This window comes from Mycobacterium branderi (assembly GCF_010728725.1).
In the GTDB taxonomy this organism is placed as follows: Bacteria; Actinomycetota; Actinomycetes; order Mycobacteriales; family Mycobacteriaceae; genus Mycobacterium; species Mycobacterium branderi.
In genome coordinates this window covers 194,024-205,920 of record NZ_AP022606.1, presented here as the reverse complement: position 1 = coordinate 205,920, position 11,897 = coordinate 194,024, and the positions used below count along the sequence as shown (strand labels likewise).

The window sequence follows — 11,897 nt, the reverse complement described above, 5'->3', positions numbered from 1 at the left end:
TGGGCCTTAGCAACCGTCGGTTCATTGGTGTGGCTGCGGTGATTTCATCCGTCCTCGGCGCCACCTCATGTGCGACTGCCTCAGGTTCGGCAGCGCATGAGTACTGCGCGATCTTGCCCGACAGCGTGGGGTTGTATGTGGGCAACCACGTCACGCAGATGGGATATCCGATCGGCGAGATCCGCAAGATCGAGCCGCGCGATACAGAGGTCAAGGTCGTGTTCTCGCTTGACGGGAGACGACCTGTGCCGACAGGAGTGCGGGCGGTTACCCGATCGCCCTCCATTTTGGCAGACCGCGCGCTCGAACTCGTAGGGAACTACACAGGTGGTCCGAAACTCAAGCCCGGCGAGTGCGTTCCACTGAATCAGAATGCTACCCCGCTAAGCATCTCGAGGATCATCGGTTCGGCGACCGACTTCGTGAACACTGTCAACCCGGAAGGCTCGACGAATATCGCCGATGCGTTGCGCGGCATCGACGAAGCGATGGCGGGCCAGGGAGATCGCGCTAATCAATTGCTGGTTCGGTCGTCGCGGCTACTGGACAACCCAGACCAGGCGATTTCCCAAATGGGCGAAATCACCCGCAACATCGCCGAACTGACATCGATGCTGCGCGCCAATCGTGCGCCTCTCAAGCAAGAAATCATCGACCTGCCGGTGATAGCGCCTAACTTGGTGAAGTCTCTGCACGGCGCCGGGGAATTTGACGCGCCCGTTGCCGACCTCTTGGCCGCCGTCAAGGACATCGAGCTGGAACTAGGACCCGAGTTGCAGAATGCCCTGGATGAGACGGGCGAGTTAATGCGGATCTTCAGCCCGCACTACAAGGGCCTCGCCAACATGCTCAATTTTGTGCCGCGGATGATCAGCGGCGCCAACGGTGAGCCACCGGGAGCGGTCGCCGGAGGCATCGCGAAACACCTCAACAACCACTCGTTCAGTGTGCTTACCTGGCGTCCGCCGCTGTACCGGATACCGACACCGAACGGTCTGCTGGCATGCGGCGTCATGAACGCCTCAGCTCCTGGTAGCTGCGCAGACGTCGGCGGCCGACCCTACGCGGTCGATGTCGCACTGTTGCAATACGTACTCACGGAGGCTCAGCGGCGATGAGACTTCGACTCCAAGCGGTGATCTGGGCGATGGTCTGCGGCCTGGGCGCCACCGGGTGCTCGTCGCTGGATGCCCTTTCTGTCGATGCGCTACCGGTGCCGGGCCACACATATGGCGATGGCTATGACATCGTCGCCGAGTTCGCCAACGTGCTCAATTTGCCAGACAGGGCGAAAGTGGTCATGGACGGTACAACCGTGGGAGAGGTGAGCAAGGTCGCTGTAGCCGGCACCCATGTGGATGTGACGGCACGCATCCAAGAAGGAGTCGAGGTTCCGTCCAACACGTCTGCGGTGCTTCAACAGGCCACGGTCCTCGGCGACATATACCTGGCCTTGGAGCCTCCGGTCGGGGGTGCAGCACCAACCCGGCCACTAGCTGCCGGAGAACGAATTCCCTTGCGACAGACAATCTCTCCACCTCAGCTGGAGGACACCATTGCCAATTTGGCGAACTTCATCGGCAGTGGGTCGATACAGCGTGGGCAGAACACGCTCGTCCGGCTCAACCGGATTACTCCTCCGCAAGATGAAGTGCGCAGAGTGGTATCGCAGGTAACGACTGACCTCAACCAACTATCCGACAATGTCGGCACCGTCGACGACATGCTCACCGGGCTGGAACAAACGTCGAATGCGTCGGCCCGATGGGCGCCACAACTGAGCTTCTGGTTCACCCCGCAGGGTGTACGGGGATTCCAGCGATCCACGGTTGTTTCTCGCGAGATCGGCAACTTGCTGCCGTCGGTCGGGACGATCTACAGCAGCGGATACTACATGGTTCCGGCGTTCTCATCCCTTGCTGATGCCATGACAGCGGTGCAAGGGTCGAAGCAGGCTGTGGAGGCCGAGTACCCACGCTGGCGGAGATTCATCTTGGACTATTTCCTTCCGCAACAAAAGAATCCGGCGATAAACATCACCTCGATCGTCGGCCCCGACGGGCGCGAGCTGTCGGGCAACGTGGAACAGGTGCTGCGGATGCTAGGAGCCGTCCCGTGATGATGAGAGTCGCAGCGGTATTCGTCGTGTTCAGTGTCATGGTCACCGCTTTCCTGGCTTATGTTGCGCACCTGGGCATCCGGGTAGCTCCGCCAGAGGATCGGACGAACCTTGTGATGGACGTCGCCGACGTGAGCAACCTCGTCGTCGGCTCCAACGTCCTGCTGCGTGGAGTTCCGGTAGGAAAGGTCGAGCGCGTCGAGACGTCGACTTCGCACGCCACCATCCACTTTTTCCTTGACAACAAATTCAAAGTTCCCCGGGACACCGTCGTTCGGCTGGAGAACCTGTCCGCGCTCGGCGAGTCCTACCTCGAACTCGAACCGCGGAAATCCAGCGGAGCCACATTCACTGACGGTCAGCGCATTCCAGCAGAATCGATCGTCGCGCCGAGATCGATCTCGGAACTGGGAGTCGCAGTGGGCCGGACGCTGCACCAGCTTGACCCCGGTCAGCTTCAGAAGGTGGTCAACGAAGCCGACGCAGGCCTGCCGGATCCGTACACCGTCCTCCCCAACTTGGAGCGTGCGAGCCAGGTCCTCCACAACACCACCGCAGGACTCAACGGCCGCGGCAGACAAGCGCTGGAAAACCTTCAGAGTCTGCTGGAGCACGCCGGTTTCGTCGGTTCCTTGCTTGCTCGCGCCGCACCAGACGTCAACGCCCTAGGCCCGCTCATTCACTTTTTGTGGCAGGCCGGAGCGAACTTTGCCTTACGCGATGACCAACCGGGGGACACTTACATTTTTGGCAAGTTCATGCAACGCATTCAACAGTTTTTGGACGATCGCGGGGCTGACTTGCGAGTTCTTACCGAACCACTCACCCCGAACGTCCAGGCGATAGCGAGCGCCCTCCGCAACATCGACAGCAGTCAGATTCTGTCCAACCTGTTGGCGGCAACCCCCCCTGATGGCGCAATCGAGCTGCACGTGACGCTCCCGAGGCCAGCAGCTGATGTGCCCGAACCCTGAAGACTCCGACAAGAACACCACGAAAGCGGGTGAGGATATGAACATCACCGAGTCGATCGCAGAGGCCGCACCGGCGGATGCCGACGACGACAATGTGAATCCGGACAGCGGTGCTACCGACAATCAGGAGCACGGCGATCGCGACGCCAACGTCGCCAAGAAAGGTGCGACTACCCGCACGGAGCGGCGCATCTCCATATCTGTTCGGGGTTTGTCGCTGGGGCTAGCCATCGTTGGCCTCGTCGCGGCATTGGGTGTGATGACGTGGTTGTACATCGGTGCGAACCGCAAACTCGATGTGCAGGTACAGCAGGCACGCGAGGACCAGCATGCCGAGCAAGTGGCTCTTGACTACGCGGTGCGAGCCGCGATCATGGATTACAAGGACCTGGCACCGTGGAAACGTGCGTTGGTCGAGGGAACGACGCCTGAGCTGGGCAAGAAACTCACCGATGCCGCGAACGCCATGGAGCAGATTTTGCTTCCGTTGCAGTGGTCGTCCTCGGCGAAACCCATTGCCGCCAAAGTGAGGTCACACGACAAAGGTGTCTACGTCGTCGATGCGTTCGTCAGCGTTATGACCAAGACGGTCCAAGCCGCCGAGAACCTGCAATCTACGGCCACCTACAGCGTGACGATAGATCCCTCCAACGGCTGGAAAATCAGCGACGTCGGCGGTATCGGGCAAGTCGTCGGAGACAGGTGATGGTTCGCACCAGGAGCGGGTGGGCTGTCAGCGTAGCGTTGGCGGGCGCACTGATGGCACTGTTCGGCATTATCGGGATTTCACCGGCCAACGCCGACGGTAAGTCCTATCTCCAGAAACTGAAGGACGCCGGAATCAGTACCCGCGGTGGCGATTACGAGGTCAAGGAATGGGGCTATGAAGTGTGTGCGCTCAGGGCCCAAGGCAAGCCCCCAACGCGGTGGGTAGAGCAAGCTGTATACCAGTCCGCCCTTCATCCACCCTATGGCCTGACTGAACAGCAAGCCAACACGATCGTCGACCTCGCAGTGAGCGAGCTGTGCGACGATCGCGACGGGCCGCCCCCTTACGAGCCTCTTCCGTAGATCAAATGGGCTTTCACCGAAGGTGTTTCACCTCTCGACGCAGTTCACGCGAATAGGTGGCTACTAGAGTGTCCTTGGTCCTCGCATCGGATTACCGTGTGAGCAATCCCGGCCACGCGTGGTCTGAGCTTGTCAAGCGTGAGTCGGATCTTGCCAGCATCGGCGCGCACCACGTCGTGATGTATGAGTCGGTCCAGACGCAGGGCCGGGTCTTCGTGACTATCGGGGTCCGTAACAAGGTTCCCCGTGCGGAGCTGTTGCGCTCACCTGTCGTCTTCGAGTGGTTCGACTCGGGCGGGGTTGAGGACATCCCGGCGGTGTTCGTCGGCGAAATCGTCGAGAAGATTGAGATACATGCGCCGTTGCAGGGCAAACCCGCCGGCGTGGTCGTCGCCGTGATCGCGTTGGTCGACGACGTTGCGACCCTGCTCAAGCACATTCATCGCACGCTTGAGCAGATCGAAGCGGCCGGGGTGCAGAAACTTTGGGTGTATCAAGCGTTCGACGACGATCGCGAGGTCATGGTTCTCCATCAGGTAGACGACGCCACGAAGGCGAAGCGATTGATCGAGCAAACCGATCCCGACGTTGCGGAATGGATGCATGGCGCGGGATTCGGCGCATATCCGCCATTGTTTCTGGGAACGCTGCGAGGTGTCATGCGGGTCCGGGCTGAGGCTTAGCGGACCGCTGATGTATGTCTGCCTGTGTACAGGAGCCACGACGAAAACCATTGCCGAGGCGGTCATTGCGGGTGCGTCGACATCGAAGGAAGTTGCACGGGAATGTGGCGCCGGATCGGAGTGCGGGCGATGTCGGCGCACCGTGCGTGCAATCATTGCGTCGGCTCGCGATCTAGCACAGGACAAATGAAGTAATGCGACTGTGTGCGCGGTCCGAGCGAATGGCGGAGCCGCGCCGAGTTTTTGAGGAGGCCCAGAATGCGCGGGCTCGGCCCCCGACCGCCGTTCGACCCTGAGCTGCAGACAGTCCTCGCCGCGATCGGCGACCAGATACCCGAGGCCACCCTTGAGACGATCGCGGAGCTGCGTAATGCGCAGCCGCCGGGGATCATTACCGACGACGAGCTGACAGCAGCCGGCCTCGTCCGGCGCGATGTCACGATCCGCGGCTACGAGGGTGCGGAGCTCGTCGCCTCCGTCATCGCGCGGACCGACAAGTCCGACGTCGGCCCCGGCATCTACCACATCCACGGCGGCGGGATGATCGTCGGCAACCGCATGGCCGGCGTCGGGCAAATCATGCCGTCGATCGTCGCGCACGATGCCGTCGCCGTCACTGTCGAATACCGGATCGCCCCGGAGTTCCCGGACCCCTACCCGGTCGAGGACTGCTACGCCGGCCTGCTCTGGACGGCCAAGCACGCCGCCGAGCTGGGAATCGATCTCGACCGCCTCATCATCGCCGGCACCAGTGCGGGCGGCGGACTCGCCGCCGGTAATGCGCTGCTGGCGCGTGATCGCAACGGGCCCAAGCTCGCTGGCCAGGTATTGATGTGCCCCATGCTCGACGACCGTGACCAGACCGCGTCGAGCATGCAGTGCTACGACGAAGGGATCTGGATCAGGGCGAGCAACGTGACGGGTTGGACTGCTCTCCTGGGAGATCGCCGCGGTACCGATGACGTGTCGATTTACGCTGCACCCGCGCGTGCGACCGATCTTTCCGGCCTGCCGCCGGCCTTCATCGACTGCGGCTCGTCGGAGGTGTTCCGCGACGAAGCCGTCGCCTACGCGACAAGCCTGTGGTGTGCCGGTGTCCAGGCCGAGCTGCATGTGTGGCCAGGAGGGTTCCACAGCTTCGATCTGATCGCACCGCACACGGCACTGGCGCATGCCGCGGCCGCTGCGCGCAACGACTGGGTCGCAAGAATTCTCGACACGTGAAGAGCATCACCGCTGTGCTCGAAGAGGGCATCGACTGAGTCCCATCGCGCAGGCGTCGTTGCCCCGCGTGAGTGTTTAGATCCCGGCTACGGCATCGTGGCCGTGCTGGCGGGGTCGACCAGGATCTTGGCGTGCTCCTCGGCGTTACCCAGGGCGGCGAACGCTGCTTCCACACCTGAGAATCCGACCGTTCCGGTGATGAGGGGCGCGGGGTCGACTGTTCCATCGGCGAGCATGTGTAGCGTGTCGCGGAATTCGCCGGGGTCGTATCCGGTGGAGAAGCGGAGGTCGATCTCTTTATTGATGGCCATTCCGGGGCGGAACGTGTCGGGTTCGAGGCAGGCACCCGCCACGATGATGCGGCTCATCATGGGCACGGTCGCGAGCAGGTTGTCGATCATGCCCGGCACGCCCACACATTCGAAGACGACTGGCCCCGAAGGGCCGATTTCCAGCTTGTGTGCGACGCGAAATGCATACCACCAAGGCAGATTCGGGATCCAGCGCAACTTCTCCATGGTGTCGAAGCCGAGGTTCAGTAGATCCCGGACGTTGTTGAGCCGGTTCGGCCGCGGCGACGACGAGAACGGGTCCGCGTTGCGTGGATCGACCACAATGTCAGCTCCCAAGCGCGCGGCCAACTCTCGGCGCCGCGGAGAGAAGTCGGATGCGACGACGGCCCGCACGCCGGCCGCCTTCAGCATCGCGATCACAGCCAACCCGATCGGACCGCAGCCGATGACGTAGGCGTTCTGCTTCTTTCTGATTCCACTGCGGCGCACCGCGTGCCACGCGACTGCCATTGGCTCGGTCAGCGCCGCATGTGCGGCCGGCAAGCCGTTCGGCACGTCGAACGTCATCGATTCCTGCACGACGATCTGCTCGGCGTACCCACCCGGCACCTCCGTCGAGGCCCCGATGAATTGTACGTCGCGCCCGTTGCGGCACATGGGCATCGCCACCACAGGCGTGCCCGGCTTCCAGCGGCAAAGCGTGTCCGGCCCGTATTCGACCACCTCGCCGCAGAATTCATGGCCGAACACCACCTTGTCCTCGTACCGCGGCATTTGGTCATAACCGACAGTCGTGGCCATGTCGGCTAGTTGGTCGGTGTGCACGCGGGCATGCAGATCCGAACCGCATATCCCGCAATGCGACACGTTGACGAGAACCTGCCCCGGTCCCGGCCTGGGATTGGGAATATCCGTGACTTCGAGCTGTCCCGCGCTACAAACGACTGCCTTCATGCCTCCACCGTGCGGCTGGATACCAAGTGAATCATCCGCCATACGGCGGTATTTCGACGAGTTCCCGCGGTATTTGGCGGGTGCTGTGGGATCAGTGATTCGAGTTGGCTGCGTGCGCGGCCGCCCGATCCAGGCGCGGCACGGGTGGCGGCTGCTTCTGGTTCAGGGGGTAAACGCCTGGAACGTCAGCGAAATCAGGCCCGAGAACCGCGGCCATTGTCTTGGTGAAACTGGCGTCCATGAACATCCGCTCGCCGGCGATCTTGTCGCCTTCGAAGTCCATCACGACGTTGTAGCTGCCGGTGGTACGGACTCCCTCATCGGTGTCGAAGTACACCCACGCCTCGCGAATAAGGCTGCTCGGGGAGATTGCGTGCGTGCGCTTATCCGCCCAGAAGTTCCGCACGTCTCCGCCGTGAAGCATCCGCCGATAGAGCTCTTCGACGGCTTCCCGGCCCTCGATGTAGAAGTTGAGCGAGGGCAACTCGTAAACGGGGTTCTCGACGAGCGTTGCCATCGTTGCATCGAGGTCGAGATTGAACTCAGCCTCCTCGTGGAGCCTGAGCAACTCTTCCATCTGCTCCAACGTCAGTGTTGTTGCCATTAACGGTTCCTCTCTGCCGAACTCCCATTCTGACGGGCCTGTTTGTCAGATTGGGTCAAATTGTCGAAATCTTGCTGGGCGGATGCCGTCACGAACACCGGCTGCATGCATGTCGCCTAGAGCCGTACGATCGTTCGACCTTTCACCGCACCGCCGAGGATGCTCGCAGTCACCGCGGGGATCTCGTCAAGTCCGATCTCGTGAGAGATGCTCTCCGCCAGGTTCTTCGGCTTGAGGTCTGATCCCAGGCGCTTCCACACCGCACCGCGCACGTCGGCTGGGCACTGAACGGAGTCGATCCCCAACAGGTTCACCCCACGGAGGATGAACGGCAGCACGGTGGTGCCGATCGCGAAGCCGCCGGTGAGCCCGCAGGTCGCGACCGAACCGCCGTAACGCGTGGTGCGCAGCAGGTACGCCGTGGTGTCGGCGCCCACCGGATCAACAGCGCCAGCCCAGAGTTCGGCTTCCAGGGGGCTATCGCTCTGCCCTGAGACATCCTCGCGGCTGAGGATCTTGCTGGCGCCCAACTTCTGGAGATACTCGTGCTCCGCCGCCTTTCCCGTGCTAGCGGCGACCTCATAGCCAAGGCCGGCAAGCATGTTCACCGCAACGCTGCCCACGCCGCCGGTCGCGCCGGTCACCAGTACGGGCCCGTCGCCCGGTTTGAGCCCATTGTCCTCCAGCCGTTGAATCGACAGGCCCGCGGTGAACCCGGCCGTCCCGAGAGCCATTGCTTCCTTGAGCGTCAGACCTGCCGGAAGTGGCTCAACCCAATCTCCGGACAGGCGCGCGTACTCGGCATAGCCGCCGAATTGCGAAATCCCCAGCGCACGACCGATTGCGAGCACCTCCTGGCCGGCGGTGAAGCGCGGATCGCTGGATTCGACGACGGTGCCGGCCAGGTCGATGCCCGGCACCATCGGGTACGTGGCCACCACGGGACTCTCGGGGAGGCAGGCGAGTCCGTCCTTGTAGTTGACGCTTGAGTACTGCACGCGCACAGTGACGTTGCCCGCAGGCAGATCGTCGAGCGTGAGCTGCTGCACGCCGGCGCTGAAACCGCCTTCTCCCTTGTTCAAAACGAAAGCGTTGAAAGAATCGGACATGACACCTTCCTTGATCGGACGCCCAGCGACGCGGCCGGCCAGCGGGCCTGCGGTGCAACCGGTCGTGAGCGAGACGTTTCTCCCGTCCTACAGTCGGGCCAGATCGGTCACCAACCTCGGTCGATCCGTCGGCTCCACACACGCCGCTGTCATGGAAAACAGTGGATGTGCGAGCCGATAGATTGATCTAGTGGATAGGTTAGTCACCAAATCGCGGGCTCGTCAACAGCGTGAACTCGCGCGACGCGCGCATGGGTGGTTACGGATGCTGGCCTCGAGCGTTCGGGAGTCGTAGTAGTCGCGCCATCGGACAATTAGCCCGCTGCTGGTCAACGTCGAACGCGCCGATGATTTCGACGTTGTAGCCGTCGACCCAAACTGCGTCATCGCCGAGGAAGCCGGCGAGTTCGTCTACTTGCCAACGCCGCCACGCAGCCATGAAGTCACACACCACAGACTCCGCGGACTCGTTCCCCGGCATCAGAACTCCAGAACCAAACGGCCGCGAACGCCGCCTTGGACCGATCTCGCGGACCTGGCTGCCAAAATCCTTGCCGCGGCGAATGACATGGTCGGCGCCGAGTTCGCGGACGAGCTGCTCGTCGGCTTCGGACGCATCGGCGATGACTCTGAGCCCCTCCACCTTGGCCAGCTGGAATGGCATAGCCGCCCAGCGTTCCGGCAGGTCCGGTCACCGCCAGTGTGTCGCCGCCGATACGTGCTTGGTGACGTCACTGATGTGCATTACCTTGGGGCAAAACGGGTTTCATTCACACGGCGTAGATGACGCGCCGGTTAGAACTTGCGTCAGGGAACGATGCCCCCGCTCGCCAGCACCAGTTGTCCCGTGATCCACCGCGCATCCGGTGACGCGAGTAGCGATACCGCGTCGGCGATGTCCTCGGGCTCTCCGATGCGGCCCAGCGGTGTGCGGGCGATCAAGGCATCGTCCTGCTCTTTCGTGTTCGTTCCGATCAAATCCGTTTTGGTGAAACCAACCCCGATCGAGTTAACGGTGATGTTCCGCGGCCCGAGCTCGGCGGCAAGCGACCTGGTCGCCCCTTCCAGGCCGGCCTTCGTCCCCGAGTAGACGGTGCTCCACGGGACCGGGTGGACCGTGACGCACGAGCTGATGTTGATGATGCGACCGCCTTCGGGAAGCAGCGGCGCAGCCGCCTGCATGGCCGCAATCGGCCCGATCACAATGACCGCGAATTGCTTGTAGGTGAACTCCTCGGTGAGGTCCTCGATGGGCTCTCTGCCCACCTCCTGTACCGCGTTGTTGACCAAGATGTCGAGGCGGCCGAACTCCGCTGCCGCCTTCTGAACTAGCGCCTGGGCTTGCGACCAGTCACCCATGTCGGCCTGGATCGCGGTCGCCGTGCCGCCGGCCTGCTGAATACCCTCGACCACTGCGTGCGCTTTGTCTGCAGAGGCCACATAGTTCACCACCACGGCCGCGCCATCGGCCGCTAATCGTCGTGCGATTGCCGCTCCGATACCGCGCGACGATCCGGTCACGATCGCAACCTTGCCTTCTAGATTCCCCATCAGACCTCTCGTCTCCTCATGCGTGATGGCATTTCTGCTTGGGACAGCTGTCGAGCGGTTCGAATGATCGGCAGTCGTCGCCGCCAAAACGGCAGCAGCCGCATAGATTGTTCTATCTAATCTAGCTGTGACTTCGCGACGGTGTCAATCGCCGCATCCGGTCACTGGTCGCGAGGAACCTATGTCGCCCGTTTGGACGGCGGGTGGGCCCGCATGGGTTCCTCATGAACCGACTGACCATCCAGGATTCGTTGTCCTGGGCCATTTTTCGCGTGCTCGCGAAGCCTAGGGCGACCTGGCTTCTTGAATCGAATCCGGGCAGTTGCGTTGGAAAGATTACGTTGTACACGGCTTGGATTCCGCGTCCGAGGCGATGAACAGACTCTTCGCCGGTGAACAGGTCCAGGTCGCAGCTGAAGCACGGTCTGTTGCAGCGTGAACAGATGAAAGCCCCGCGAGGCTCACGACCGAGCGACCGAATCAACGTCGCGAAAACCCGCGAGTCTGCGACCCTCTTCGCTGGAAAAGAGACTGGCAGCACGTCGATAACCCCGCTAGGGAACGTTGACGACATGCCAGAAAGTGGCTAATGTCACCGGCATAGATCAATCTACCTAGTTATCTGGAGTCGGGATCCGCAGTGCCGATGCCGAGAGGAAGCCTGGCATCCGCGACGCGACCCAGGTCGGCGATGGATGCGATCGCAGCCCAGTGATGGATCAAAGGAGACCCTGCAGGCCATGGAAGCCATGAGCAAGAAGGAAATGGAAGCAATCCTGCTCGCGCACGAGAAGGGCGAGTTGGAAGAAGACCTCGACGCCACAATGGTCACCTTGGTTGACAATCCGCACTATGAGCTTCCGACCCTGGGATATGCCTTCGATGGCTATGATGCCGTTCGGGAGGCCTACAGCCGCATCCTGCCGGGCACTCGGCGCCGGAATGTGGCAGCCAAGATGCGAGTGCATGCTATCGCGGATAACACGCTGGTCCGCGAGGCGCACGTGTCGTTCACCACCTCTGCCGGCGAGCGGGTTACCGGCGGATACATCGTCGTTATGTCCTTCGATCCCGAGCAGAAGCTGATTTCTGGCGAGCGGATGTATATGGACACCAACTTTGCGGCGATGATGGCCGAAAACCTCGGTCCGGACTTTGCCGACGTGCCTGGTGTCACCAAGCTGAGCGATGTCGCTCCGATGATCGACAGGCATGATGCGTACGAGGTGGCCGCTCGTCGCGGGATTACCATCAAGTAGTCTGCCCACCCGACGGACACCCGTATCCACTGCCGCCCCCGAAATCATTGCCGCAC

Annotated in this window: 14 protein-coding genes; 9 read left to right on the top strand and 5 right to left on the bottom strand. The window is 61.9% G+C overall.

All coding sequences use genetic code 11. The annotated features are described in order from the left end of the window. Positions 1–29 precede the first annotated feature (29 nt). The 8 genes from G6N47_RS01260 to G6N47_RS01225 all read left to right on the top strand — a co-directional run bounded on the left by G6N47_RS01260 (position 30) and on the right by G6N47_RS01225 (position 6,071). Positions 30–1,118, top strand: coding sequence for an MlaD family protein (locus tag G6N47_RS01260; RefSeq protein WP_232080094.1), 1,089 nt, complete (start codon positions 30–32; stop codon positions 1,116–1,118). A gap of 29 nt (positions 1,119–1,147) precedes the next feature. After that, entirely contained in the window at positions 1,148–2,119 is a 972-nt protein-coding gene (locus tag G6N47_RS01255) for an MlaD family protein (RefSeq protein WP_139799364.1), read from the top strand. Beyond that, positions 2,119–3,093: an MlaD family protein gene (locus G6N47_RS01250; protein WP_232080293.1), complete on the top strand. Its 975-nt coding sequence runs from the start codon at positions 2,119–2,121 to the stop codon at positions 3,091–3,093. The genes G6N47_RS01255 and G6N47_RS01250 overlap by 1 nt, the downstream gene beginning before the upstream one ends. A gap of 37 nt (positions 3,094–3,130) precedes the next feature. Beyond that, on the top strand, positions 3,131–3,799 hold the full coding sequence (locus G6N47_RS01245) for a hypothetical protein (protein WP_083130459.1): 669 nt from the start codon (positions 3,131–3,133) through the stop codon (positions 3,797–3,799). Positions 3,800–3,852: 53 nt separating this feature from the next. Beyond that, a complete protein-coding gene (locus G6N47_RS01240; RefSeq protein WP_163659514.1) occupies positions 3,853–4,164 on the top strand; it encodes a DUF732 domain-containing protein in 312 nt (103 codons plus the stop codon). Between the two features lie 98 nt (positions 4,165–4,262). After that, positions 4,263–4,847, top strand: coding sequence for a fatty-acid--CoA ligase (locus tag G6N47_RS01235; protein ID WP_232080093.1), 585 nt, complete (start codon positions 4,263–4,265; stop codon positions 4,845–4,847). A 10-nt stretch (positions 4,848–4,857) separates the two neighbouring features. Then, on the top strand, positions 4,858–5,037 hold the full coding sequence (locus G6N47_RS01230) for a (2Fe-2S)-binding protein (RefSeq protein WP_083129842.1): 180 nt from the start codon (positions 4,858–4,860) through the stop codon (positions 5,035–5,037). A 68-nt stretch (positions 5,038–5,105) separates the two neighbouring features. After that, positions 5,106–6,071 carry an alpha/beta hydrolase fold domain-containing protein gene (locus tag G6N47_RS01225; protein WP_083129841.1) on the top strand — a complete coding sequence of 322 codons (966 nt, stop codon included), beginning with the start codon at positions 5,106–5,108 and terminating at the stop codon, positions 6,069–6,071. An 86-nt stretch (positions 6,072–6,157) separates the two neighbouring features. Here G6N47_RS01225 and G6N47_RS01220 read toward each other — a convergent pair whose 3' ends face one another. From G6N47_RS01220 to G6N47_RS01200, 5 genes are all read right to left on the bottom strand, one after another. After that, positions 6,158–7,318, bottom strand: a complete 1,161-nt coding sequence (locus G6N47_RS01220; RefSeq protein WP_083129840.1) for a zinc-binding dehydrogenase — start codon at positions 7,316–7,318, stop codon at positions 6,158–6,160. 91 nt (positions 7,319–7,409) lie between these two features. Then, the gene (locus G6N47_RS01215; RefSeq protein WP_139799300.1) at positions 7,410–7,895 is read right to left on the bottom strand and encodes a nuclear transport factor 2-like protein; all 486 of its coding nucleotides are present in this window, start codon (positions 7,893–7,895) and stop codon (positions 7,410–7,412) included. A gap of 143 nt (positions 7,896–8,038) precedes the next feature. Beyond that, the gene (locus G6N47_RS01210) at positions 8,039–9,031 is read right to left on the bottom strand and encodes an acrylyl-CoA reductase family protein (RefSeq protein WP_083129838.1); all 993 of its coding nucleotides are present in this window, start codon (positions 9,029–9,031) and stop codon (positions 8,039–8,041) included. A 259-nt stretch (positions 9,032–9,290) separates the two neighbouring features. Beyond that, positions 9,291–9,695 (bottom strand): MDR/zinc-dependent alcohol dehydrogenase-like family protein, encoded by a 405-nt coding sequence (locus G6N47_RS30250; protein ID WP_372517491.1) that lies wholly within the window; start codon positions 9,693–9,695, stop codon positions 9,291–9,293. A gap of 143 nt (positions 9,696–9,838) precedes the next feature. Next, the gene (locus tag G6N47_RS01200; protein WP_232080092.1) at positions 9,839–10,669 is read right to left on the bottom strand and encodes an SDR family NAD(P)-dependent oxidoreductase; all 831 of its coding nucleotides are present in this window, start codon (positions 10,667–10,669) and stop codon (positions 9,839–9,841) included. A gap of 653 nt (positions 10,670–11,322) precedes the next feature. Here G6N47_RS01200 and G6N47_RS01195 point away from each other — a divergent pair. Beyond that, complete coding sequence (locus G6N47_RS01195; RefSeq protein ID WP_083129836.1) at positions 11,323–11,841, top strand: hypothetical protein; 519 nt, start codon at positions 11,323–11,325, stop codon at positions 11,839–11,841. Positions 11,842–11,897: the final 56 nt, after the last annotated feature.

What these genes read in the sequence shown, in the direction of transcription:
- G6N47_RS01250 (WP_232080293.1), top strand. Translation starts at nt 2,119, where the DNA reads ATGATGAGAGTCGCAGCGGTATTCGTCGTGTTCAGTGTCATGGTCACC.
- G6N47_RS01225 (WP_083129841.1), top strand. Translation starts at nt 5,106, where the DNA reads ATGCGCGGGCTCGGCCCCCGACCGCCGTTCGACCCTGAGCTGCAGACA.
- G6N47_RS01210 (WP_083129838.1), bottom strand. Translation starts at nt 9,031, where the DNA reads ATGTCCGATTCTTTCAACGCTTTCGTTTTGAACAAGGGAGAAGGCGGT.
- G6N47_RS01230 (WP_083129842.1), top strand. Translation starts at nt 4,858, where the DNA reads ATGTATGTCTGCCTGTGTACAGGAGCCACGACGAAAACCATTGCCGAG.
- G6N47_RS01240 (WP_163659514.1), top strand. Translation starts at nt 3,853, where the DNA reads ATGGCACTGTTCGGCATTATCGGGATTTCACCGGCCAACGCCGACGGT.
- G6N47_RS01245 (WP_083130459.1), top strand. Translation starts at nt 3,131, where the DNA reads ATGAACATCACCGAGTCGATCGCAGAGGCCGCACCGGCGGATGCCGAC.
- G6N47_RS01215 (WP_139799300.1), bottom strand. Translation starts at nt 7,895, where the DNA reads ATGGAAGAGTTGCTCAGGCTCCACGAGGAGGCTGAGTTCAATCTCGAC.
- G6N47_RS01195 (WP_083129836.1), top strand. Translation starts at nt 11,323, where the DNA reads ATGGAAGCCATGAGCAAGAAGGAAATGGAAGCAATCCTGCTCGCGCAC.
- G6N47_RS01220 (WP_083129840.1), bottom strand. Translation starts at nt 7,318, where the DNA reads ATGAAGGCAGTCGTTTGTAGCGCGGGACAGCTCGAAGTCACGGATATT.
- G6N47_RS01255 (WP_139799364.1), top strand. Translation starts at nt 1,148, where the DNA reads ATGGTCTGCGGCCTGGGCGCCACCGGGTGCTCGTCGCTGGATGCCCTT.
- G6N47_RS30250 (WP_372517491.1), bottom strand. Translation starts at nt 9,695, where the DNA reads ATGCCATTCCAGCTGGCCAAGGTGGAGGGGCTCAGAGTCATCGCCGAT.